Genomic DNA, 24,101 nt, shown 5'->3' with positions numbered 1-24,101 from the left:
GTTTTTTATGTTCTTTCTTTCGGTTCTAATTTGGTAATTGAATTAAGAATTTTATCCGCTTCAGCTGTTTGACCTAATTGATTAAGATAATTTGCCATCGCTCTTTTATAGGCAACATTATTAACAATCGCTTTGGGTTGTGAATTCCACCATTTTATTAAGGCTAATGGATCACTATCGGTTGATAATTGCTTGATACGACTGACATAGGCAACTTGTTTAAATTGGTCTAATTGCGACTCACTAAACGCTTCTGCTTTATACATAGCAGGCATGAGGTCAATGATTGCTTGATAATCTTGTGTATCATAATAGATTTGATCAGCAAGCCTTAGCACTTCTGGATTACGAGGTTTCTCATTTAATAAACTCTCAATTGTTACTCGTGCTGCATCATATTCACGGTTTTTAATTTGTAAACGTACTTGCACTAATTGAAAAGCAAATAATTCATTCGGCTGACAATGTTTAGCTGCTTGTTCTAGTGATTGATTAGCTGGAATTACTTCATCATTGTCGATTTGCGTCTGTGCAGCAAGTAAGAACGATAACGCTGTATTGGTTGACGCTTTAGCACTCTTCATAAAAAATTTACTGGCTTGTTTATAATCACCTTCAAGTAATGAAAGCTGTGCTTGCTCAAGTCGTTTAGCTGATTTTCTAGGTGATTTTGAGCGCAACCAGTTGCCCAACATTGTTTTGGAATTAAAGATTTTCTCAAATAGCCAATAGCAAATGTATAAACAAAGTAAACCCAGTAATTCTAAGATCACAAAGGATATAAATGACATACTGATTTTATAATTGGCGACCTCAAAAACTGCGGAGCCTTGGTGACCTTGTAATAATGGCCCTAGAAAAAATCCACCCACTAGCGCTAAGAAAATAATTAATATTTTAAGCATCATTATTCTCCTAGTTTGCCAACATTGAATGAACACGAGTTTGCATCAATTTTTCTAACTCACTGATACTTTCTAGTTTATTAGGTACAGATTGGTCGCTAATTGATTGGCTGAGTAAATCATCAAGGTCATCTACGAAAGCTTTAACCGTTGGTGCGTTATTATCAAAATAAGCATTAACCCAAAGTAAAGCATCACTAAGAGCTCTTTGATAGATTAAATCGTGATGTCGAGGTACTGCTTGAGCTGCTATTAAAAGACGAAAACGAATATTTTCTCGCAGATAAAGTGATTGTTCTAAAGTCAATGGTTCTTTAAAAATTTGGCATCTAAGCATCTGTTTTTCATCCAAGCCTGCTTTAGATAGGCAGGTTTTAAAATTATTTTCTTTTTCATCGAGGTTTTCGATGGTAATGAATTTAGCCATAAAGTTTTTCGTGTTAGTCAGTAAATTACTTGACCAATCTGAAATTGACGTAGTAATACTTTGCTTATCATTATGAGTCTTATCAGAATCAACTCCTGAATTTATGCCTTGCGCACTGGTTGTATCAGTATTTGACGATTCTGTATGATTTGAGGCAACTGCATCATCATGTTGTGTCATACCTAAATCTATTTGCTTATAGTTACCAACTAAAGGTAATTCATTCAGGGATTCTGAAAGTCCAATTAAATTCATGATAATGCCATCATAATCAATAAAACTTACCTGAGACAGTGAATTAATATCTTCAGTAATTGCTTGTCTTGCCGGTATTAAACTTGGATCATTTGTTTGTGCAAGACTTGCATCAGCATTTTTTAACAATAACCGAGCGGTCGCATAATCTTGCTCATTCCATATTTTTCTGCCAGCTAAATGCACTAAATAATTAGCTTGAGAAATTAACCAGACGTTGTAATTTGCTGCCGACATGGACGATAAGCGTTCATTAAGGTTATAAATATTTTGCTCATTGAGTTTTAATGCATCATTGATCTGATTGGTTAATTGTTGTTGTGCTTTTTGTTGTTCATTCAATTGATCATCAACTCGCTGTTCTAATGTTGCTAACTGTTGATTCTGTCTATTTACCGCTTCTGTAATATTATTTTGTAAATCATGAATAATACTATCTTTGGTGGTTTGCTTTAAATCAGCTAATTCAGTTTGTAAACTAGCAATCGTCTTTTTTTGGTTTTCAACTTGTGTATGACCGTGATAAAAAACAAAACCTCCAAGACCAAGTGTTAGCGCAATAGCTAAAAGGGATAGTTTTGATACAGGTGCTTTATTGACATTATTAGATGATGCAACTTTTTTTTCAACTGTAGGACTAGATTGGGCGGTTGTTGATGTTTTTTTATCTTCTTTCATAGTCTTGTTCGCTTTATCTAAAGTGGTGATAGTGGAAGATTGGCTAAATGAAGAGGTGCTGATGGTAGAAAGTGTAGCATTGGCACCATAATATCGTAATGGCATAATTGACCTCATTTAGCGTTGATATAATTAACAATATTATGACATAGAGTCATTATAGTTTTAAATAAAATTTGCTATTTGAATTAGTAAACGACCATAATAACTTTTTTTAGCCTTGCTTTGCTATTACTTTCAATAAATTAAAATTTTATTCGACAAAATTTTTTTAAAAATAATTATCCTTGCCATTTAAGCGATAAGCATTTTTCAATTCTATTAGGTTTATTATAACGAGGCAGGGAAGTGTTGTTTTACAGCATTAAAGATAGTTTGATTATCCGCACTTTTTACCAATAACACATTTTGCCATGTTAACTCTTTAGCTTTTGTAAAAATTCTTTGGCTGGTTACCAGTAAATAACTTTGCTTTTTGTGTTCATCACTGCTATAGGATTCAAGTTGGTTGAGGTGTTCAATACTGGTAATAATAATGAGTTGTTGTGAGATATGCTCAGATAAGATATCAGGTTGGTAGATTATAGGAATGCGAGTATAACACTCAATTAATTTTACTTTGGCTTGGCGATTCATTAAGGTTTGTGACAGTAAGGGGCGACCTGAATTACCACATAAGATTAAAATATTTCGTTGTTTTACTGATTGTTGTTGAAGTAATACTAATAATCCTTCACTGTCTTCTCTATCAGGATAATTAACTTCAACTTCGGTGAATTGCTTAAATAATTGTGCGGATTTTTTGCCTATTGCAAAATAACTAATGTTTTTGGGCAAGGTCAAATTGGTAGAATAGTGATTAATGGCATGAGTTACTTGGGGGGAAACCACTATCACGATATCATTGGGTAATAGCTGGTTTAAGTGATGTTGTAACTGTAAAATATCACGGCCTTGTGAAATTTTAAAAAATGGCAAATGTTGTGCAGGTCGATCAATTTTGTTTAATAACTCAGTTAGTTTTTCACCTTCGGGAGAGGGCCTGGTTACAAAAATCATGCGTCTAATAATTCCGTTAAAATTAAATCTGCACCTTGATTTAATAACTGTTGAGCAAGTTCTTCACCTAATGATTCAGCTTCGTTTATACAACCCGTTATCTGCTGTTTAATTATTTTTGAACCGTCAACACGACCCACTAAACCTTGTAACATTAATTGATCATTATTCAGACCGCAATAACCGGCAATGGGTACTTGGCATCCACCTTGTAAAGCGTTATTCATTGCTCTTTCGGCTTGGATACAAGCTCGACTTTTTTTGTCATCAAGAACTGAAATAATGTCCAATATTTGTTTATCGTCAGTGCGACTTTCAATGCCAATCGCGCCTTGTCCAACAGCGGGCAACATTAAATCTGTATCTATGTATTGAGTAATTCTGTGTTCTAAAGATAAACGTTTTAAACCGACTGACGCCAGAATTATGGCATCATATTGCCTATCATCCAATTTATTGAGACGTGTGCCTACATTACCACGAAGATCTTTAATTATTAAATGAGGAAAATGACTGCGCAACTGACATTGGCGCCGTAAACTTGATGTACCAACAATCGCACCTTCAGGTAAATCATTTAGAGAGGTATATTTATTAGCAACAAAGGCATCTCGAACCTCATCTCTTTGGCAGATTGTTGCTAGCATCAAGCCTTCTGGAAACTGGGCAGGAATGTCTTTGATTGAGTGAACCGCAATATCTGCTTCATTATTTAATATTGCTTGTTCTAACTGTTTAACAAAAAGACCTTTTCCACCAATTTTTGATAATGGACTATCAAGTATAATATCACCTTGAGTCACCATTGGAATAAGTTCAACCTTTAAATCTTTATGTGCTAATAATAGATTTTGTTTAACGAAATTAGCTTGCCATAACGCTAATGGGCTTTTCCTTGTTGCAATACGAATCTTCAATTCATTTTCCTAATTTTATAAATGAGGCTTTTGGTTTGGTTAACTCTGTTATTTTTATAGAACTAAGGATGATTATTGATAATCAATCCTTAGCAAAGTTGTTGTTATACGTAATAATTATTGAATTTTATAGCTTATCGACAAAACTGGCTGCAAAACCAATATAATTAGCAGGTGTTAACTGTTTTAAACGTGCTTTTTCTTCCTCAGGTAAATCCAACGATTCAATAAATAGTTGCATACCTTGGGCATCGACACGTTTGCCACGAGTTAGCTCTTTTAATTTTTCGTATGGTTTTTCAATTCCATAACGGCGCATAACAGTTTGTATTGGCTCGGCTAGCACTTCCCAATTACGATTAAGTTCTTCAAGCAAATAACTTTGATTTACTTCAAGTTTGCTTAATCCTTTTAACGTTGATTGATAAGCAATAACTGCATAACCAATACCAACACCTAAATTGCGTAAAACAGTTGAATCGGTAAGATCACGTTGCCAACGAGAAATAGGTAATTTACTACCTAAATGGTTCATGATCGCGTTAGCAAGACCTAAATTGCCTTCTGAATTTTCAAAATCTATTGGATTGACTTTATGTGGCATTGTTGATGAACCAATTTCACCAGCAACGGTTTTTTGTTTAAAATGATTTAATGAAATATAGCCCCATACATCACGATCGAAATCAATTACAATGGTATTGAAGCGGGCAATACAATCAAAAAACTCAGCAATATAATCATGTGGTTCAATTTGAGTAGTATAAGGATTCCATTCTAACCCTAATGAGCAAACAAATTCTTCACTCAATTTATGCCAGTCAACTTGTGGGTAAGCGACCATATGTGCATTGTAATTGCCAGTTGCACCATTAATTTTACCTAAAATCTCAACCGATTGGAGTTGTTTAAATTGACGTTGCAGACGATAAGCAACATTGGCAAACTCTTTACCGATTGTAGATGGAGTTGCTGGTTGCCCATGCGTTCTGGAAAGTAATGGTAAATCTCGATACTCTTTTGCTTGCGAAGTGATTTTATCAATAAGCTGTTGCCAATAGGGTAGTAACACCGTTTCTCTGGCGGTTTTTAGCATTAAAGCGTGCGATAAATTGTTAATATCTTCGGAAGTGCATGCAAAATGGATAAATTCATTGATAGCATGCAGTTCTTCGTTACTACTGACTTTTTCTTTTAAAAAATATTCAACCGCTTTCACATCATGATTGGTAGTTCTTTCAATCTCTTTAATTCGCTGAGCATCTTGCTCATTAAAATTTTCAATGATTTGATTAAGATGTTCAGTTGCCAATTGGCTTAATGCTGGAACTTCAGGAATATTTTCTTGAGATGCTAATTTTTGTAACCAACGGACTTCAACTTGAACGCGGTATTTTAATAAACCATATTCACTAAAAATGGTACGTAATTGTGTTGTTTTTTCTCCATAACGGCCATCAATAGGCGAAAGGGCAGTAAGTGCAGATAATTCCATCGGTTTAACTCCGTTACAATTTTGAAATATCAAATATAAGATATACGTTAATAAGCTGTATCAATTGTTTGTAATAACTGTTGAGCTGCATCACAAATGCGTTTGCGCTGAAACAAAAATTGTAGACGACCACCACCGACTTGATACCATAAAATGGTAGAACGAATACAGCCCAAAAGAGCAGTTCTGACTTTAGCCTGAATAAAAGCATTTTGTAAAAATTTGGCTTTACCCGTTATCTGTATTTTGGTGGATATAGGGCTGACAATATCAGAATAAATTCCAGCTAATGAATAGGATAAATCTTCAATATTATTACCAATTGTTTCATCATTTAAATCAGGATAAAGACTGGTAATGTGTTTTAATCGTTGATCTATCTTGCTTAGTGAATCATTATTTTTTAGTAATTTACTGGTAATATTTAGGGAACTAAAAACATAACGCATTATTTCCATCTGTTCTTTTTGTCCAGATGATAATAGCTCAATAAGTGTTTGTAACCCAATTTTAATGTTGTGTAGACCGCCATAAACATCTAATGTCGTTTTGGGTGAGGTTATAAACACACTTTTTACCGAGCGTTCGTATAATGTAGTATTGCAGATTCCTGAATTAGCTAATTGCGGAATTAATAATGCACTTTGCACAATTCCTGCAAGTGCAATAGCAATATGATGATATTTGCCGTCCATTCTATAACTCCTGTCTACCAATAATTCGCTCTTCAATGATACCGCCACCAAGACACACTTCTTCTTGATAAAAGACGGCTGATTGTCCAGGTGTTACTGCAGCAACAGGATGTGTAAATATCACCTCAATTTTATCTTCTGATAAAGGATTAACTTGGCAAGCGATATCTTCTTGGCGATAACGTGTTTTAACGGTGCATGTAAAAGGTTTACTAACAACTTTACGATCAACCCAATGTAATTGGCTAGCAATTAATCCATCAGAAAATAATGCAGGATGGTCATGTCCTTGCGCAACAATCAATTCATTATTTTGTAAATCTTTGTCTACAACATACCAAGGAGTATCATCAGCTTGCTTTAAACCACCAATCCCTAAGCCTTTACGTTGTCCTAATGTATGATACATAAGCCCTTGGTGCTTTCCAATTATTTCACCATCTACAGTACGAATTGAGCCTGCTTTTGCAGGTAAATAGCGCGCTAAAAAGTCACTAAATTTTCGTTCACCAATAAAACAGATACCTGTAGAATCTTTTTTAGCCGCCGTTGCTAAATCTAATTGTTGGGCTATTTCACGCACTTTCGGTTTCTCAAGTTCTCCCACTGGAAATAAACTTTGTTTAATTTGGGCTTCACTTAGCGTGTAAAGAAAATAACTTTGGTCTTTATTGTTATCCACTCCGCGCAATAATTCAAATTTGCCATTACTTTCTCGTTTGCGCACATAATGACCAGTTGCAATATAGTCTGCACCAAGATCTTCTGCTGCATATTCAAGAAAGGCTTTAAATTTGATCTCTTTATTACATAAAATATCTGGATTTGGCGTGCGACCGGCTTTATATTCAGATAAAAAATGTTCAAAAACATTATCCCAATATTCAGCTGCAAAATTGATAGTGTGTAATTTGATATTCAATTTATCACAGACGGCTTGAGCATCGGCTAAATCAACCGATGCTGAACAATACTCTTCGGTATCATCTTCTTCCCAATTTTTCATAAATAAGCCAACAACATGATAACCTTGTTGTTGTAATAGATAAGCTGATACAGATGAGTCAACGCCGCCAGACATCCCGACAACAACTTTTTTGGGGGTATTTACATTTGACATAATAACAAAATAATAGGCTTAACAATTTTGATAATTTTATCATACCCCAATAAAAAAGCATAAAGTTATACCTTATATTGTGGCTGTATTGACTAAAACATAGGGTTAACCTCAAACTTTTTTACATTTTTTAAACTTATTTTAAAGTTTATAAGAACGGAAAAAAACGAGTTAATAATTCTTTTAATAACTCAGACGTATAATTAGCGACAGAGTTATTAAAATATTATATGAAGGTATTTTACTAAAAATCTTTCAATAAATAGATGACATGTCCAATAATTTCTAAATTTTGTGGTGAATTTTTATCGATTAAAATTGTTGGATACTTAGAATTATCACATAACAAAGCTAAGTTAGTCCCCTGATTTTGAATTCGTTTAACACAAATTTGATCATCATATTGTACAGCATAAAGATAACCATCAATCGGTTTGCAATATGCTTTATTAATGATCAAAATATCATGGTTGGATATAGTCGGATCCATACTGTCACCTTTTGCCCAAATTGCAGTTAAATCCTCACTTTTACAACCTTGATTTTTTATTAAGTTTATTTCAAAAGGTATAGATTCAATTCGTGACAATGGATTAACGTTTTTATTCAAGTCATGAAAAGGAATACGAATTGATTCTGTACCTATAGGATCAGTAAGCAAACGACAATCTCCTTTTCCTGTCGCTAACCACTCAATAGGTACATCGCATTTTTGAGCAATAATAGCTAATCGATTTAAAGATGGGTAGGTTTTACCTGATAAATAATCTCGAATTACAGCTTCTGACATGCCAACTTTTTTGGCAAAAGCGTTACCGGATAGTCCTTCTAATAATAAAGTTAATCTATTTTTAAAATTTATTACGCCTGTTTTTGTCAAAATACTCGTTTTTTCTTGCTCATTTAGCGTTTTAAAATTATTTTCTTTCATTTTTTATTCCATTTTATGAATTTTTTTTGTTTTTATAGTTTTGTTTCGTTTTTTTATGTGTTATCCTTTTTGTGGTAACATTTTACCATTAAATTATTGTAATGCCGATAATCATTACAATAGTAAAGAATTAACCTTAAGAGGATCTCATAATGAGCGAACAAGATCAAGATTGGTCACCATCAAGAGTTGTCGGTGAAATTAAAATTAGAGGTGGAAATTTAAGAGCACTATCAAGATCAAGTGGCTTACAAGCTGATACTTTGAGAAATGCTTTATACAGACATTGCCCTAAATATGAACGAATCATTGCTGAATATTTACAAGTTTCTGTTGAAACTATTTGGCCTTCACGTTATAGCATCCAAGCAAAATAATTTTTTATTACTGTATCATTTTAAATTTTTCCTTAAAAATAGACGCCTTTTCAGGCGTCATTGTTTTATTTTTTAGCTTGTTCTGCCGCTCGAACAATTGCTGTAAAAGCATCTACTTTAAGTGATGCGCCACCTACTAAAGCACCATCAATATCAGGTTGAGTAAATAATTCTGCTGCATTTTTATCATTTACTGAACCGCCATATTGAATAATTACTTGTTCTGCAACTTTTGCATCTTGTTTTGCAATATGATCACGGATGAATTTATGAACAGCTTGAGCTTGAGCTGGAGTCGCAGATTTGCCAGTACCGATAGCCCAAACCGGCTCATATGCAATTACTGCACCGTTAAATGCTTCAACTCCTAACGTATTTATAACAGCATCAATTTGGCGCGCACACACTGATTGAGTTTGACCAGCTTCATTTTCAGCTTCAGTTTCACCGATACAAAGAACAGGTACTAAACCAGACTCTTTCAATATACCAAATTTTTTGGCAATAAACTCATCTGATTCTTTGTGGTAAGTACGACGTTCTGAATGGCCGATAATTACATGAGTTACACCGACTTCCTTTAACATTGTTGCTGATACTTCACCTGTATAAGCACCAGATAAGTTAACATCTACATCTTGGGCACCTAAAATAATATTAGAACCACCTAATTGATGTTTGACAAAGTCTAAATAAACTACTGGTGGAGCAATAGCAATATCACACGCTGCTTCTGTCGATAGTTCTTTTCTTAAACCCTCAACTAAATTTTTAGCCATATCAATACTACCATTGAGTTTCCAGTTACCCATAACGAGAGGTTTTCGCATAATTTTCTCCTACATAAGTTTTAAAAAGGTGTTGATTTCAGAATGAATTCGTTATAATGGTCAATATTATACATCAAATAATATGAGCTTGAGGAAAAATATGACATTAGAAATATTAAATCAGTTAGAAAATAAAATTCAGCATACCGTTAATACTATTACCACATTGCAAAACGAAATTGCGACGTTAAAGCACGGTAATCAAGAATTAGAACAGTTGATCAATGATAGTTCAGATGAAATGAAAGCATTACGCGAAGAAAATGAAAAACTTAAACAAGATCAGCAAGTTTGGCAGCAACGTATCCAAACTTTATTAACCAAAATAGGTGAAATCACACAATAAATCACACTATTTATAAACGCGGCTTATCTTGCGATTGTTTTATATTTCATTAATATAATTGTGAAAATTAACTATAATGCGAGAAGAGTTAAGATCGCTGTGGATTGCTCAGACTATTCATCTAATTGAAAAAGAATCTGGGCGATTTGCAGATCAAGATATTAATCGACAAGTAAGGGTGATTCAAACGTCACTAGTTGATCGTATCGTCATGCGAGCTGTCATGCTATCAAAACAAAATGGTTTGTATGCAGCGCAAAGAAATTTATTAAAAGCAATAAATCTCTCTTTTTTAGTATTCATTTTTTTATCTATTATTTGTGGTACATCATTGGCTTTTAGTACTTTAAGCCAAAATCCAATTAATTTGTATTGGGCACTTTTTAGTTTACTAGGTCTTCATTTAATCACTTTATTTATTTGGTTAGTATCATCTTTTCTTTTTACTAATTTAGGTGGTAGCTTTTTAGTTTATTGCTGGTTATGGTTAGCAAAAAAGTTCTCTCAAAAAAAGACTGTACAACAACTTATTCCTGCTTTTATTGAGTTATTCGGTGGCCGTATCCGTTGGCTAATTGGATTTGTACTTAATCTATTTTGGACAGTAATTTTAAGTAGTGCCTTAATAGTGCTTATTGCCTTATTTTCAACAAAACACTATAGTTTTGAATGGAAAACAACATTACTTAGCTCAGATACAATTATTAGCCTAACTCATTATTTAGGTTGGTTACCCTCTAAACTCGGGTTTATAATTCCTGATGATGATATTATCAGATTAAGCGAACACGCCTTAAATGCTGGAGAAATACGTTCTACTTGGGCAATTTGGTTACTCGGTGTTTTCATCGTTTATGGTTTAGCGATTCGATTTTTATGTATGATAATTTGTGGGATTAATTGGTTAATAAGTTGTCGACAAATTGAATTCAATATCCAACATCCCGATTATCAATTATTAGCAAATGATCTACAATCTGTATTGTTTAATGTTGAAGATGAAGACAAGAAAGATAACGTTAAATTTAAACAATCAATTCCGCATTTGGCTAAAGAGGGTGTAGGCACTTTCTTAGTAGCAATTGATATGCAAGAAGATTGGAATCCACCAACTTCGGTGAGTTTTTTAGGTTTTTTAAATACACGTGAACAACGTCGAAAAATTCTTGACTATTTACAATTAACACCTGCCAAAAAGTTATTAATCGCGATTGATACCGATAGGGCACCGGATCGGGGTATGTTAAATCTAATCAATCAACTGATCAGCAAATCGCAACAAAGTCGGGTATGGTTTATCAATCAAGGTAAACAATTTAATAATTGGCAAGCGTTATCGTTACAATCAGCTTTACCAACGTGGTTAGGCGAGGAATTTTAACATGTTAACAACATTGAAATTAGCTGTGGTTGGGCATGCAAATGTTGGAAAAACATCATTATTACGCACTTTAATTCGTAATAGTAATTTTGGTGATGTATCAGATAAGCCAGGTACAACAAGACATGTCGAATCAATTACCTTACCTGTCGATAGCCAAAATACCATTATTTTTTATGATACACCAGGTTTAGAAGACAGTTTGGCATTGTATGATTACATTCATCAATTAACACCTGCTAATAATAAAAAACTTGATGGTATTGATAAATTAACTTTTTTTTTAAAGAGTCCAGAAGCAGAAAATAGCTTTGATCAAGAAGCTAAAGTAATCAGACAATTATTAAAAAGTGATGCTGCCATTTATGTAATCGATGTACGAGAGCCAGTTTTAGATAAATATCATGATGAATTAGCTATATTAGCCAGTGGTGCCAAACCAATATTAGCAGTATTGAATTTTACCGCTAGCAAACAGCAAAATGAAAATAAATGGAAAAAATTGCTTTCACGGGTTGGTATTCATGCTATCATACGGTTCGATGCAATCGTGCCGCCAATAGATGGTGAAGAACGATTGTATAAAAGTTTATCTTTGTTAATTGAGCCAGCAAAATTGATTTTAGATCAATGGCTAAATAAAATTACGCAAATGCGAGAAACTCGCAATAAAAAGGCTAATTTGATTATTGCTAAAGCTTTGGTTGATGTTACTGCTTTTTATAAAATGGCAAAATCTGATGATAAACAAGCCATTATTGATATGCAAAATCAAGTAAGAACGCGAGAACAGTTGGCAATAAATGAACTGTTAAAACTCTATCAATTTAATTCTGCTTTAGAAAATGAAGAATGCTTGCCTCTGTTAAAAGGTCGTTATAATGCTGATCTATTTAATATAGATGCCCTAACAACAATAGGGATGCATTTGACGAAAGGTTTTGTGTCAGGAGCTACAATTGGAGCGAGTATTGATTTAGTTACCGGTGGCATTACGCTTGGCTCTGCAACGCTCATTGGCGGTGCTGTAGGTAGTTTAGTGCAAACAGCCAAGCATTATGGTTCCAGAATGCGGCATCAGCTTTCTGGTTATTATAAATTAAGTGTTGATGATGTTATTATTTGTTACCTTTCTTTACGACTTGTTAGTCTAAAAGAAAGTTTAAATCATCGCAGCCATGCGAACACTTGTCCCATTAAATTGTCCAAATTAGAGACTGAAGAATGGAAAAAAGGCGTGTTACCTAAAAGTTTAAAAGTAGCAAGGCGCTATTCGCATTGGTCGACGTTAAATAAAGGAACAAAAAGAAATGACAAAAAAAGAGAATCGACAATTGAAAATGTTGCCGAGCAACTTTTTTAGTGTAAAAAAGCGTTTTTTCGTAACATTGCTGTTTTCTATCTTTATGTTATTTGGTTGTAGCAGCACTACAACAGCTACTGTCAATACAAGTTATGGAGTTAAATCGGCAAAAGTGACTAAACAAGATGCACTGATGTTAGCCAAAATCGATTCCCACTATAAAAAATGGTATAAAACACCCTATCGTTATGGTGGTATGACTTTGGCTGGTAGTGATTGTTCCGGTTTGGTTGTTAATTTTTTTAAAAATAAACTTTCTAAAACATTACCAAGAAGTACTGCAGAGCAAGCTCAATTAGGTTACAAAGTTACCACCCCTAAAGCAGGTGATTTAGTGTTTTTCAAAACAGGTCGTAGTCGAAGCGGTTTACATGTTGGCATCTATTATGCAAATGGCAAATTTTTACATGCTTCAACGTCAAAAGGTGTAATTTATTCAAATATGAATGAAGACTATTGGAAAAAACATTACTGGATGACGCGTCGAGTGACCGGTGGTTAAGTTATAGTGTAAAATAGCTTTGTTTATTTAATTTTAAATATGGATAACTAAAAAGCTCTCTAAATCTTGTTCCATTTAGAGAGCTTAATTTTTGCCAATTACGATATTTTCTTAAGAACAATTATGAATTAAATTTTTCCCTTTTCTTTTAATCCACGCATGATATTAGCAACATAGAGCATTTCGCCAGGTGTACCAAGTGAAATACGACACCATTCCGTAGCAGGAGCAAAATCTCGGCCAATCAAAATAAAGTTATTTTTCATTAATTCCCGATACGCTTTTAAGTCAATCGGACTTTTATGAAACATAAAATTGGTTTCAGATTTTAGGTAATGTAAACCTAAATCAGATAAGACGTTTTCCATGATTTGACGTGAAACATCAACTGCTTTTTTTGAATAAGTTAAAAATGCTTGATCATCCATTGAGGTTAATGCTGCACAAACACCACAGTAGTTAAGCTTTTCCCCAGCCACATATCGTGTAATATTTTCGATATTTTCGATGGAACTAACTGCATAACCTACTCGTAACCCTGCCATAGCATGAATTTTTGAAAAAGTTTTTAGAAGTATTATGTTTTCACATCCTTGTGCAATAAGGTAATCGACTGATTTGTAAGCAGGATCGTTAACAAACTCAGCATATGCCTCATCAACAATAAAAATAGTATTTTTAGGTTTGCTTTTAATCCATGATTCGATCTCTTTGGTTGCAAAAACAGTCGAAGTTGGATTATTAGGATTAACTAAATAGACAATTGATGGTCCTTTGTAGTTCTCAACCGCTTTTTGTATACCTTTTAAATCCATTTGCCAATCTGGTAAACATGGTACTTTATTAATGCGCAAATTATAAATTTTAGCAAAATGTTCGCCATCACCGTAGGTAAGTTCTGGGATAACTAATTGGGTATCTGGCTTAGCATAGGCAGCAATGGAACAACGAATCCCTTCAGATGAACCATCTGTTAATAAAATTTGAGATTCATCAACATTATGGTGTTTAGCCAGCCGTTTATTAAGTAATGGTATTTCTGCTTTAGCATAACGATTAGCTTTAGGAACAGCATTAATTGCAGCTTGTTTAGCATTAGGTGACATGCCAAGGGCATTTTCATTAAAATTAAGCCTGACTGGATTGTTTACATCGGGTGTAACTACTTTATCAAGCATCGGCAGGTTATATGATACCGTGTTTTGTACTTCTTGCGCATAGGCTTTGGATAAAAATTGATTGATAGACAAACCAGCTATTGCTGCACTTGAAAATGTTAATAGTTTTCTTCTATTGATATTGATATTAGACACCATGATTCACCTCATGTTTTAGTTGATCCTTATGTGGTCAATAATTATTAATGCAAAAATAATACCAAGTTACAGAATTAATGAATCCTATTGATTTATAATAATAAAATAGTAAAAGAAGAGAGTTGTCAGTAGAGTTTTATTAAAAAACGCACAATATTGATGCTTTATTGCACAAAAAGGGTGTATAAAAAGACCAGTTATTATTTTTTAGTAATACTGGTCTGTTTCATTTTTTATAGGTAATGAATTCTTTATAATTAACTATCAGGTGGGGTTTCAATATCCGAATAGCTTGATAGCATTTGTAAGAATCTATATTTTGATTCAACCATTTTTGTCGAACGTTCATGTAGTATATTAGCAACAGTAGGTTCTAATGTTTCCAAACGTCGGAATCGTTGTTCTTTAAGCAGAATACTTGATAGTGCTTCACTATTTGGTGATTTTGAATCTAAAACTAATCCCGGTTTTCCTTCAGCACTACGGCGTGGATCATAGCGATAGAGAGGCCAGAACCCAGATTTAACTAAATCTTTCATCTGTTCGTGGGATTTAGCTAGGTCATAACCATGTTCCTCACACGGACTATAAGCAATGACAAGTGATGGCCCATCATAGGCTTCTGCTTCCTGTAGCGCTTTTAATGTCTGGTTTAGTTGAGAACCTAAAGCCACTTGAGCCACATAAACATGGCCATACATCATAATACTTACGCCTAAATCTTTACGAGCTTTATGTTTACCCAAATCCGCAAATTTAGATACGGCGCCCATAGGTGTCGCTTTGGACTGTTGACCGCCAGTATTAGAATAACATTGAGTATCTAATACTAAAATATTGACATTATCGGTTAAACTCATTACGTGATCGAGTCCTCCAAAACCAATATCATAAGCCCAACCGTCTCCACCAATTGCCCACACTGATTTATCAATCAGATAATTGGTATCTTCTAATAACTCTTTAGCCTCAGCAGAATCAATGTGTTTTAATTGCTCTCGTAATAAGTCAACTTGAGTTCTTTTTTCAGCAATGGTTGCATCAGAAGATTGCAAAGTGATAACAATTTCTGGCGAAATCTCACCTGCCAAGTGATCAAGTAGACGTAAGGCTCGTTTTCTATGTTGGTTATAAGTGATTCGATAACCTAAAGCAAATTCAGCATTATCTTCGAATAATGAATTAGCCCAAGCCGGTCCGCGACCCGAACGATCGGTGGTATATGGCGTTGATGGCAAATTACCACCATAAATCGATGAGCAACCTGTTGCATTAGCAATAGCCAGATGATCGCCGTAAAGTTGTGTTAATAATTTAATATAAGGTGTTTCACCACAACCTGCGCAAGCACCGGAATATTCAAACAATGGTGTAATTAATTGAGATGTTCGTATATCTATACGATCAAGTGATTTAATATCTCGATCTGGTAATGCAGAAAAGAACTCAAAATTAACTCTTTGTGTATCAAGATTATCAATACGAGGCTGCATATTGATTGCTTTAATATCAAAGTTATTACGATCACGAGATGGACACACTTCAACACATAAATTACAACCAGTACAATCTTCTGGCGCTACTTGCAATACATAACGTTGACCTTTCATATCGCGTGCTTTAACTTCTAGCGATTCTAGCGTATCGGGCGCATTAAGCATTGCATCAGGTTCGACCACCTTGGCTCGAATAGCTGCATGAGGGCAGGCAACAGCACAATGGTTGCATTGTGTACACAATTCTGATTTCCAAATTGGGATCTCTTCAGCGATATTACGTTTTTCCCATTTTGTGGTGCCTGTTGGCCAAGCGCCATCTGGTGGAAATGCCGAAACTGGTAAGCTATCGCCCAAACCTGCTAGCATAGTTGCCGTAACAGTTTTTACAAAATCTGGTGCATTGTTTGGAACAATAGGAGGCATTGATGGACTACTTTGATCCACACAATTAAGTGGAATTTGTTCAAGTGAAGTGATGGCTAAATCTAACGCTTTCCAGTTATTTTCAACCAATTCTTGACCTTTGCTACTGTAGCTTTTAGCTATGACTTCTTTTAGTTGCGAGATGCTAAAATCATTTTTGAAAATATCTGAAAGGTGAAAAAAAGCAGCCTGCATAACTGTATTGATTCTGGCTCCTAAGTTACATTCACGTGCAATTTTAGCTGCATTAATAATATAGAAATGGGCTCTTTTCTTAATTAATTGTACTTGCACTTCTTTAGGTAAGCGATGCCAAATCTCATCTTTGTTATAGGGGGTATTAAGTAAGAAAATACCGTCATTTTTGAGTTTATCAACAATCTGATATTTATCTATAAATTGATCTTGATGACAACCAATAAAATGTGCACTGGTAATCAAGTAAGGCGAATCAATTGGATCTAAGTTTACACGTAGGTGAGAGGTAGTTAATCCACCTGCCTTTTTGGAATCATAAACAAAATAACCTTGCACATAAAAAGGTGAACTGTCTCCAATTATTTTAATATTATTTTTAGTTGCCGAAACTGTTCCATCACTTCCCAAACCATAAAACAGTGCTTCTAACGCTGATTTTTGTGGAATTGTTTTATCCGGTAGTGGTAATGATAGACCCGTGATATCATCATAAATACCCACGGTAAAGCGTGGTCTTGGTTTTTCTAAACTGAGCTCATTGAAAATGCCAAGTACCGAGCGCGGATCAAATTCTTTAGAGGATAATCCATAACGTCCGCCTACAATCTGTGGAATAGTGTTACGTTCACCACGAGACAAGCTCTCAGCAAAAGCTGTCATAATATCCAAATATAACGGCTCGGCTTGTGCTCCTGGCTCTTTTGTTCTATCCAATACAGCAATTTTCTTTACACTATCAGGAATCACAGCAAGTAAGTGTTGAGCTGAAAATGGACGAAATAATCGTACGATAACCACACCAACTTTTTGATTTTCTTTAAGTAGATAATCAATAACCTCTTTACTGGTGCTCGCACCTGAACCCATAATTACAATAATTCGTTCAGCATCACTGGCACCATAATACTCAAAAGGTTGATACTTTCTACCAGTTTGTTTTTCAAAATCCGTCATTGCATCAACAACATGCTGATAGGCATTATCATAATAACTATTTATTGCTTCTCGACATTGAAAATAGGTATCAGGATTAGCTGATGTGCCGCGAATCATTGGTTTGTCGGGTGTTAATGCTCGTGAACGATAAGCTTTGATTGCTTCATGTGGTAAAAGATCATGAATGTCTTCATCTGATAACGGATAAATCTTATTAACTTCGTGTGATGTTCTAAAACCGTCAAAAAAATGGACAAAAGGGATTCGGCTTTTAAAACTAGCAATTTGTGAAATTAACGCTAAATCTTGTGCTTCTTGTACTGAGCTAGAACAAAGCATAGCAAAGCCAGTTTGTCTAACAGACATAACATCAGAATGATCACCAAAAATTGACAAAGCGTGTGTCGCAACTGTACGAGCAGCGACATGTAAAACAAATGGTGTAAGTTCCCCTGCAATTTTATATAAAGAAGGGATCATCAACAATAATCCTTGCGATGATGTAAACGAAGTTGCTAATGCACCTGTCATTAATGCACCATGAACAGTTGCAATTGCTCCTGCTTCGGACTGCATTTCAACTACTCTTGGAATGTCACCAAATACGTTTGGCTTATCAAATTCAGCCCACGTGCTGGCTTGCTCGGCCATTGAAGAACTAGGAGTAATAGGGTAAATAGCAATGACTTCGTTTGCACGATAAGCGACTGAGGACACCGCGCTATTAGCATCTGATATGATCATTAAAAAAACCTTGTAATTTATAGTGTTACGACATTACTTAATTATTATAAATTTTGACTATTGTACCAGAAAGTAAGATAGCTTTTAGTTATTTTTGTATTAAATTTTTGGTAGCATATTAACCAACTAAAAAGATTGCTAAACAAATAAAAATTATTGATTTTTAGATTTCAAAACTGGACAACCTATTCTTCTTTAGGAATACGCAAAAGAGAGTTAAAATTTAGAATGAGTTACGAACAACGAGTAGCATTTGAACAAATTGATCAGTTGGTTGATAAACTCCAATAAGAAACAGGCATTAACCTGTCACAAATGGATAAAAAAGCCATAGAAAATATTAAACAGGATTATGAAGATATCATATTAATTAGTCAAAATAATTTACTGAAATGGTTAATATAAAAATAAAGGCACCATGTGCCTTTTTATTTATCTTCCAGCGGTGGATAATCTGTCCAATATTTATCAAAGGATAATTCACCCATCTTAATGGCATATTTTCGCCATAATTGAGCTTTTTCTATATCCTGTATTTCACCTTTATAGAAATGACTAAGAAAAGTCATAACTTTATAATAACCTTGTATTGATTCTTTAATTAAAAGTCGTTCTTTTAACGGGGTAATTTCACCAATGGTTTCGCCTAAAACAATTGACCAAGTTGGTCTTGGCCAGATATCAATGGGACCAGTATCTTTGTGAAAATTTAATTGATAAATATTATTAAAGAATTTGAATTTTTCAGTTATATAGTCTTCATCACTTGAATTCTCTATTTGAAATTGCTTCCTATGAGGTTTTGTATCATCTTCGATTGTCATTTTTAAAGAATATTTTTTATATTGTTTATCTGTTTCAATACGCCAAATGACATCCCACAAATTATAATCAGGTAAAATACGATAAGCTTGCTCTAAACTGGCAAAAGCTTTGGGTACATCTTGATTCGTTCCTAATCCTTGTATATACATAAAAGCCAATGATTTTAATGCTGGTGCACAGTTTTGTTTCGCCGCTTTTTGATAAAGCTCAAACGCATGTTTTTCATCTTTTGTAACACCGATGCCAAAAAGATAAAAATAAGCTAGATTAGTTTGCGCAAGAGCGTGTCCTTTATCGGCTGCTTTTTGATACCATTCAATGGCTTTGGTTAAATCAGGCTCAACGCCTTGTCCATATTCACTCATAGGATAAACAGCGCGGGAGTAAGGGTCAGACGGTAACTGAAATTCATAAGGGGCGAATTTTGCTTCAATATAAGGTAGGTCAGGGTCGGTATTTTTACCATTTTCGTCAAAATAGTAATTACGAGGCGGTTTGCCACCTGAGCCATTTTCGTAAATATAACCAATACTATTTTGTGCATCTAAATTACCTTGTGCAGCGGCTTTTTCAAACCAACTTAAGGCAATCGGAAAGTTATTAAACTCATCACGGTACATGGCACCTAAATGGTATTGTGCACTTGCCAAACCTTGTTCGGCTGCTTTTTCGAACAATAATCTGGCTTTGGTGTGATAACCTTTATGCCATAGTGCATCTTGATAATAAATTTCCCCCAATTTATCTTGCGCTGATGCATTGCTTTTATCGGCAAGTTGTGTGCAGATAGCAATATTTTCTGGTGTTTTATTTAACGGTAAACAATTGGATTGAGTTTTAGCATAAGCATGACAAAAAGGTAAACACAGAAGTGGAATAAATAACAATGATAATGGCGCGCGAGTAAACATCCTAAAAACCAAACATTTTATATTATTTTTAACTAGTTTAGCATTAAAAAAGAAGTGGTTAAAGATTTGATAAAAGATGAATAATTAATTGAGAATTAGTTTGATATGATTAGTTAGGCAATTAAATCACTATATAAACAATTAAATTTTTAATCTAATATCAACTCCTTTCATTTAAATAAATAGGGCGATTAATACTTTTTAATTATGATTCGATATAAGTGTTATCCATCATAATAATAATTTTGATGGATAACATAAAAGTTAAATTATTCAATCACAACACGATCAGCTGATGTTGAGTGTTTAATCTCGCCTAATAACCATGCTTTTTCACCGTGCTGATTAAGTATAGAAATAGCTTTATCTGCTAGTGGTTTTGGTAAAGCAATAATTAAACCAACGCCACAGTTAAATGTACGGTACATTTCATGACGGCTTACATTACCTGCTTTTTGTAGCCAATCAAATATTGCCGGCCATTGCCAACTTGCTTCGTTTATTATTGCTTGAGTATTATCGGGCAGAACGCGTGGAATGTTTTCCCAAAATCCACCGCCAGTAATATGTGCAATTGCATGTATATCTTTAATTTGAGTAATTAAATTAAGAACAGATTTGACATAGATTTTAGTCGGTGCAAGTAAATGATCAGCAAGTGATTTTCCGTCGAGTTGTTCAATAGCAGGGTTAACACCACTCACTTCAATAATTTTTCGTATTAATGAATAGCCATTGGAGTGGGCACCACTTGATGCTAAAGCAATTAATGCATCACCATCTTGAACTTTAGTACCATCAATCATTTGCGATTTTTCAACGACACCCACACAAAATCCTGCTAAATCATAGTCGTTACCATGATACATGCCTGGCATTTCTGCTGTTTCACCGCCAACTAAAGCACAACCTGATTGTTTACATCCCTCGGCAATACCTGTAACTACCGTTGCGGCGACATCGACATTAAGTTTGCCTGTTGCGTAATAGTCGAGGAAAAATAAGGGTTCAGCACCTTGAACAATGAGGTCATTGACACACATTGCAACCAGATCAATACCAATTGAGTCGTGGCGGTTCAAATCCATTGCCAGTCGTAATTTTGTACCGACACCATCTGTACCAGAGACCAAAATGGGTTCTTTGTATTTTTGTGGAATAGCACACAGTGCTCCAAAGCCACCAAGTCCTCCCATCACTTCTGGACGTTTAGTTTCTTTAACAACTGATTTGATGCGATTAACCAGTTCATTGCCAGCATCGATATCGACACCAGCATCTTTATAACTGAGAGTTTTATTATTTGACACAGCGAGCAATCCTTACAGTAGAAAAATTGCTTTTTATTTTAGCAAGGATGAAATTTGTTGGCGATGAATTATTTAATAAATAACGAATTAATTCAGTTTGCTAATTATTTTCAAACCAACTTTCTAAAATAATGACAGCAGAAGTAGCATCAATATGACCTTTTTCAAGAGCACGATAACCACGAGAAGCAAAAATACGTGATTTTGCCTCAACCGTCGATAAGCGTTCGTCTTGCAGTTGAACTTGATAACCAAATCGTCCATGTAATCGATTAGCGAACTTACGGGCTCTGGCTGTTAACGGTTGTTCAGTTCCATCCATATTTAACGGTAGACCTACGATTAATAAATCAGGTTGCCACTCATTTAAGACTTTTTCAATAGCTTGCCAATTGGGTATACCGTCACGAGCTTTAAATGAGCAAAGTGGATTGGCGGTTCTAGTCACATCTTGACCAATGGCAGCACCAATACTAAAGGTACCAAAATCGAATGCTATTATTGTCGCCATGGGCTACGCATTACCCATTTGATGCGAAATTGTGTTCATATTAACACCCAAAGATTCGGCGGCTTTTTGCCAGCGATTTTCATAAGGTACTTCAAAAATAATTTTAGCGTCAGCATTAGCAACTAACCAATCATTTCTTGCAACTTCATCTTCAAGCTGTAAAGGCTGCCAGCTAGAGTAACCCAATGCTAATAAAAGATCTTTAGGTTGTTGACTTGTACCAATAGATTTTAATAAATCAAGCGAAGTGGTTATCATAACATCATCAGAAATTTGAATACTTGATGAAAAACCAGTTTGCGGTGTGTGCAATATAAAGCCTTGTTCTTCTGCAATAGGACCTCCCGCAAAAACAGGATATTCAAGTTCTGCACAATTTCTTGAAGCAGTAATTTCAAGGCGAGTTAGTATTGTCGAAACATTCAATTCAATGATGGGTTTATTGATAATAATTCCCATAGCCCCATCGCGGTTATGCTCACAAATATACACCACGGAACGAGTAAACAATACGTCGCTCATGGTTGGCATAGCGATTATAAAATGATTTTTTAAATTCATATGCTCACATCTTTAATTGTTTATAAAGCACATTTACCAATTTTAACATTATGCTCAATATCGCAACGTAATAAAAGTTCTAACTCATTACTTTCTTCATTGATTGATTCTGATACGATTTCGAAGTTTTGGGAAAGAAAAAAGTTAACCGCATCAGTATTTTTCTTATAAACATGTACAAAAAGCTCATTATAGCGTTGTTTCGCTTTATTAACTAAAGCTTTACCTGTACCTTGTCGACGATAACCTTGTTCAACAAATAGACCTGAAATATAATTTTCAGTTATACCAACAAAGCCTTTTACACCATCAAGGTCTTGAACATAAACGGTTGACATTGGGATCAACATTTCTACGATATCAAAATTTTGTTTGAAAAAATTACTATCAATAAAGTTATGTGCTTGTTCATTACCTTGTAACCATATTTCCATAACTTTATCTAAATCGGCACTTTTAAATTCTCTAATCATTTTTAACTCAACTTATTTAATCGACGTTCAATGGCATCCATGAGCATGCCAGTAATTGAAAGATTGGGATTTTCTGCTTCAATTTCACGAACACATGTAGGGCTAGTAACGTTTATTTCAGTTAGTTTATCACCGATAATATCTAGACCTACAAATAATAACCCTTTTTCTTTTAAAGTTGGAGCAACACTTTTAGCAATATGCCAATCACTTTCACTTAATGCTCTAACTTCACCATGTCCACCGGCGGCTAGGTTACCTCTTGTTTCACCTTTTTGTGGAATTCTAGCAAGACAAAAAGGGACAGGTTCGCCATCGACAACTAAAACTCTTTTGTCGCCATCTGTTATAGCGGGTATATAAGTTTGCGCCATGCAGTATCGTGTATTGTGTTCGGTTAATGTTTCAATAATAACTGATACGTTTGGGTCACCTTGTTTAATTCTAAATATTGAGGCGCCTCCCATACCATCCAACGGTTTTAAAATAATATCAGAATATTGTTGATGAAACTCTTTAATATGTCGAGTTTGGCGAGTGACTAATGTTTCAGGTGTTAATTGCGCAAACCATGCAGTAAATAGTTTTTCATTACAATCACGTAAACTTTGTGGTTTATTAACCACTAATACACCTTTTGCTTCAGCACGTTCAAGAATGTACGTTGCATAAATAAATTCTGTATCAAAGGGTGGATCTTTACGCATTAAAATTACATCAAGATCACTTAATGGTATAGTTTGTTCTTCGGTAAAATCAAACCAATGGGAATGGTCGTTATAAACCTTTAATGTCTTGGTTGTTGCGTACGCTTCACCATTATGTAAAAAAAGATCATTCATTTCCATATAAAAAAGTTGGTATCCACGTTTTTGTGCCTCATGTAGCATAGCAAAACTTGTGTCTTTCTTAATTTTGATATGACTAATTGGATCCATTACTATACCAAGCTTAATCATGGTAACTCCTTACTGACGTTATTGGTTTTATCGACATTTATGATGATAACATACATTAAAGTTATACTTATTAAAAAGTATACTGAAACCTTATGATAGAATATTACCCACTATTATAAGTAAATTGGCAACTATCATACTCGTTACTGGACTA

22 protein-coding genes are annotated in these 24,101 nt (G+C 34.5%); 5 read left to right on the top strand and 17 right to left on the bottom strand.

Features of this window, described 5'->3' with window-relative positions:
* Positions 1–5: 5 nt before the first annotated feature.
* The 8 genes from GAPWK_RS09115 to GAPWK_RS09075 form a co-directional block, all read right to left on the bottom strand.
* The gene (locus GAPWK_RS09115; protein ID WP_025315925.1) at positions 6–905 is read right to left on the bottom strand and encodes a heme biosynthesis HemY N-terminal domain-containing protein; all 900 of its coding nucleotides are present in this window, start codon (positions 903–905) and stop codon (positions 6–8) included.
* Between the two features lie 10 nt (positions 906–915).
* Positions 916–2,370, bottom strand: a complete 1,455-nt coding sequence (locus tag GAPWK_RS14290; RefSeq protein ID WP_025315924.1) for a uroporphyrinogen-III C-methyltransferase — start codon at positions 2,368–2,370, stop codon at positions 916–918.
* Positions 2,371–2,595: 225 nt separating this feature from the next.
* Positions 2,596–3,324: a uroporphyrinogen-III synthase gene (locus GAPWK_RS09100; protein WP_025315923.1), complete on the bottom strand. Its 729-nt coding sequence runs from the start codon at positions 3,322–3,324 to the stop codon at positions 2,596–2,598.
* A complete protein-coding gene (gene hemC, locus GAPWK_RS09095; protein ID WP_025315922.1) occupies positions 3,321–4,241 on the bottom strand; it encodes a hydroxymethylbilane synthase in 921 nt (306 codons plus the stop codon). The genes GAPWK_RS09100 and hemC overlap by 4 nt, the downstream gene beginning before the upstream one ends.
* 127 nt (positions 4,242–4,368) lie before the next feature.
* Positions 4,369–5,736: an adenylosuccinate lyase gene (purB, locus tag GAPWK_RS09090; RefSeq protein WP_025315921.1), complete on the bottom strand. Its 1,368-nt coding sequence runs from the start codon at positions 5,734–5,736 to the stop codon at positions 4,369–4,371.
* A 47-nt stretch (positions 5,737–5,783) separates the two neighbouring features.
* Positions 5,784–6,431, bottom strand: coding sequence for a high frequency lysogenization protein HflD (gene hflD / locus GAPWK_RS09085; protein ID WP_025315920.1), 648 nt, complete (start codon positions 6,429–6,431; stop codon positions 5,784–5,786).
* 1 nt (position 6,432) lies between these two features.
* A complete protein-coding gene (mnmA, locus tag GAPWK_RS09080; protein WP_025315919.1) occupies positions 6,433–7,551 on the bottom strand; it encodes a tRNA 2-thiouridine(34) synthase MnmA in 1,119 nt (372 codons plus the stop codon).
* Between the two features lie 244 nt (positions 7,552–7,795).
* Entirely contained in the window at positions 7,796–8,482 is a 687-nt protein-coding gene (locus GAPWK_RS09075) for a LexA family transcriptional regulator (protein ID WP_025315918.1), read from the bottom strand.
* Positions 8,483–8,634: 152 nt separating this feature from the next.
* On the opposite strand from GAPWK_RS09075, the gene GAPWK_RS09070 reads away from it, so the two are divergent.
* Complete coding sequence (locus GAPWK_RS09070; protein WP_038517432.1) at positions 8,635–8,859, top strand: helix-turn-helix domain-containing protein; 225 nt, start codon at positions 8,635–8,637, stop codon at positions 8,857–8,859.
* Positions 8,860–8,924: 65 nt separating this feature from the next.
* On the opposite strand, the gene tpiA is transcribed toward GAPWK_RS09070, so the two are convergent.
* On the bottom strand, positions 8,925–9,689 hold the full coding sequence (gene tpiA, locus GAPWK_RS09065; protein ID WP_025315916.1) for a triose-phosphate isomerase: 765 nt from the start codon (positions 9,687–9,689) through the stop codon (positions 8,925–8,927).
* Between the two features lie 100 nt (positions 9,690–9,789).
* Here tpiA and zapB point away from each other — a divergent pair, with 100 nt between their 5' ends.
* The 4 genes from zapB (at position 9,790) to GAPWK_RS09045 (ending at position 13,281) form a co-directional block, all read left to right on the top strand.
* Positions 9,790–10,035: a cell division protein ZapB gene (zapB, locus tag GAPWK_RS09060; protein ID WP_025315915.1), complete on the top strand. Its 246-nt coding sequence runs from the start codon at positions 9,790–9,792 to the stop codon at positions 10,033–10,035.
* Positions 10,036–10,111: 76 nt separating this feature from the next.
* Positions 10,112–11,416 (top strand): DUF2868 domain-containing protein, encoded by a 1,305-nt coding sequence (locus tag GAPWK_RS09055; protein WP_025315914.1) that lies wholly within the window; start codon positions 10,112–10,114, stop codon positions 11,414–11,416.
* A 1-nt stretch (position 11,417) separates the two neighbouring features.
* Complete coding sequence (locus GAPWK_RS09050; protein WP_025315913.1) at positions 11,418–12,779, top strand: DUF3482 domain-containing protein; 1,362 nt, start codon at positions 11,418–11,420, stop codon at positions 12,777–12,779.
* Entirely contained in the window at positions 12,727–13,281 is a 555-nt protein-coding gene (locus GAPWK_RS09045; RefSeq protein ID WP_025315912.1) for an NlpC/P60 family protein, read from the top strand. The genes GAPWK_RS09050 and GAPWK_RS09045 overlap by 53 nt, the downstream gene beginning before the upstream one ends.
* 128 nt (positions 13,282–13,409) lie before the next feature.
* Here the strand turns inward: GAPWK_RS09045 and GAPWK_RS09040 are convergent, their stop codons facing one another.
* The 8 genes from GAPWK_RS09040 to gshB form a co-directional block, all read right to left on the bottom strand.
* On the bottom strand, positions 13,410–14,597 hold the full coding sequence (locus GAPWK_RS09040; RefSeq protein ID WP_025315911.1) for a pyridoxal phosphate-dependent aminotransferase: 1,188 nt from the start codon (positions 14,595–14,597) through the stop codon (positions 13,410–13,412).
* A 257-nt stretch (positions 14,598–14,854) separates the two neighbouring features.
* A complete protein-coding gene (gene nifJ / locus GAPWK_RS09035; protein ID WP_025315910.1) occupies positions 14,855–18,397 on the bottom strand; it encodes a pyruvate:ferredoxin (flavodoxin) oxidoreductase in 3,543 nt (1,180 codons plus the stop codon).
* A 428-nt stretch (positions 18,398–18,825) separates the two neighbouring features.
* The gene (locus tag GAPWK_RS14285) at positions 18,826–20,133 is read right to left on the bottom strand and encodes a tetratricopeptide repeat protein (RefSeq protein WP_025315909.1); all 1,308 of its coding nucleotides are present in this window, start codon (positions 20,131–20,133) and stop codon (positions 18,826–18,828) included.
* A gap of 269 nt (positions 20,134–20,402) precedes the next feature.
* The gene (gene purM / locus GAPWK_RS09025; protein ID WP_025315908.1) at positions 20,403–21,443 is read right to left on the bottom strand and encodes a phosphoribosylformylglycinamidine cyclo-ligase; all 1,041 of its coding nucleotides are present in this window, start codon (positions 21,441–21,443) and stop codon (positions 20,403–20,405) included.
* Between the two features lie 100 nt (positions 21,444–21,543).
* The gene (gene ruvX / locus GAPWK_RS09020; RefSeq protein WP_025315907.1) at positions 21,544–21,954 is read right to left on the bottom strand and encodes a Holliday junction resolvase RuvX; all 411 of its coding nucleotides are present in this window, start codon (positions 21,952–21,954) and stop codon (positions 21,544–21,546) included.
* 3 nt (positions 21,955–21,957) lie between these two features.
* Entirely contained in the window at positions 21,958–22,515 is a 558-nt protein-coding gene (locus GAPWK_RS09015; protein ID WP_025315906.1) for a YqgE/AlgH family protein, read from the bottom strand.
* Between the two features lie 20 nt (positions 22,516–22,535).
* A complete protein-coding gene (locus GAPWK_RS09010; protein WP_025315905.1) occupies positions 22,536–22,988 on the bottom strand; it encodes a GNAT family N-acetyltransferase in 453 nt (150 codons plus the stop codon).
* Positions 22,989–22,990: 2 nt separating this feature from the next.
* Positions 22,991–23,947 (bottom strand): glutathione synthase, encoded by a 957-nt coding sequence (gene gshB, locus GAPWK_RS09005; protein WP_025315904.1) that lies wholly within the window; start codon positions 23,945–23,947, stop codon positions 22,991–22,993.
* Positions 23,948–24,101 lie beyond the last annotated feature (154 nt).

It is taken from the genome of Gilliamella apicola (assembly GCF_000599985.1).
Taxonomy (GTDB): Bacteria; Pseudomonadota; Gammaproteobacteria; order Enterobacterales; family Orbaceae; genus Gilliamella; species Gilliamella apicola.
This window is presented reverse-complemented; position numbering and strand designations above follow the sequence as displayed.

Coding starts and splice junctions, on each gene's coding strand:
- GAPWK_RS09115 (WP_025315925.1), bottom strand. CDS start 905: ATGCTTAAAATATTAATTATTTTCTTAGCGCTAGTGGGTGGATTTTTT.
- GAPWK_RS14290 (WP_025315924.1), bottom strand. CDS start 2,370: ATGCCATTACGATATTATGGTGCCAATGCTACACTTTCTACCATCAGC.
- GAPWK_RS09100 (WP_025315923.1), bottom strand. CDS start 3,324: ATGATTTTTGTAACCAGGCCCTCTCCCGAAGGTGAAAAACTAACTGAG.
- purB (WP_025315921.1), bottom strand. CDS start 5,736: ATGGAATTATCTGCACTTACTGCCCTTTCGCCTATTGATGGCCGTTAT.
- hflD (WP_025315920.1), bottom strand. CDS start 6,431: ATGGACGGCAAATATCATCATATTGCTATTGCACTTGCAGGAATTGTG.
- mnmA (WP_025315919.1), bottom strand. CDS start 7,551: ATGTCAAATGTAAATACCCCCAAAAAAGTTGTTGTCGGGATGTCTGGC.
- GAPWK_RS09075 (WP_025315918.1), bottom strand. CDS start 8,482: ATGAAAGAAAATAATTTTAAAACGCTAAATGAGCAAGAAAAAACGAGT.
- GAPWK_RS09070 (WP_038517432.1), top strand. CDS start 8,635: ATGAGCGAACAAGATCAAGATTGGTCACCATCAAGAGTTGTCGGTGAA.
- tpiA (WP_025315916.1), bottom strand. CDS start 9,689: ATGCGAAAACCTCTCGTTATGGGTAACTGGAAACTCAATGGTAGTATT.
- zapB (WP_025315915.1), top strand. CDS start 9,790: ATGACATTAGAAATATTAAATCAGTTAGAAAATAAAATTCAGCATACC.
- GAPWK_RS09055 (WP_025315914.1), top strand. CDS start 10,112: ATGCGAGAAGAGTTAAGATCGCTGTGGATTGCTCAGACTATTCATCTA.
- GAPWK_RS09050 (WP_025315913.1), top strand. CDS start 11,418: ATGTTAACAACATTGAAATTAGCTGTGGTTGGGCATGCAAATGTTGGA.
- GAPWK_RS09045 (WP_025315912.1), top strand. CDS start 12,727: ATGACAAAAAAAGAGAATCGACAATTGAAAATGTTGCCGAGCAACTTT.
- GAPWK_RS09040 (WP_025315911.1), bottom strand. CDS start 14,597: ATGGTGTCTAATATCAATATCAATAGAAGAAAACTATTAACATTTTCA.
- nifJ (WP_025315910.1), bottom strand. CDS start 18,397: ATGATCATATCAGATGCTAATAGCGCGGTGTCCTCAGTCGCTTATCGT.
- GAPWK_RS14285 (WP_025315909.1), bottom strand. CDS start 20,133: ATGTTTACTCGCGCGCCATTATCATTGTTATTTATTCCACTTCTGTGT.
- ruvX (WP_025315907.1), bottom strand. CDS start 21,954: ATGGCGACAATAATAGCATTCGATTTTGGTACCTTTAGTATTGGTGCT.
- GAPWK_RS09015 (WP_025315906.1), bottom strand. CDS start 22,515: ATGAATTTAAAAAATCATTTTATAATCGCTATGCCAACCATGAGCGAC.
- GAPWK_RS09010 (WP_025315905.1), bottom strand. CDS start 22,988: ATGATTAGAGAATTTAAAAGTGCCGATTTAGATAAAGTTATGGAAATA.
- gshB (WP_025315904.1), bottom strand. CDS start 23,947: ATGATTAAGCTTGGTATAGTAATGGATCCAATTAGTCATATCAAAATT.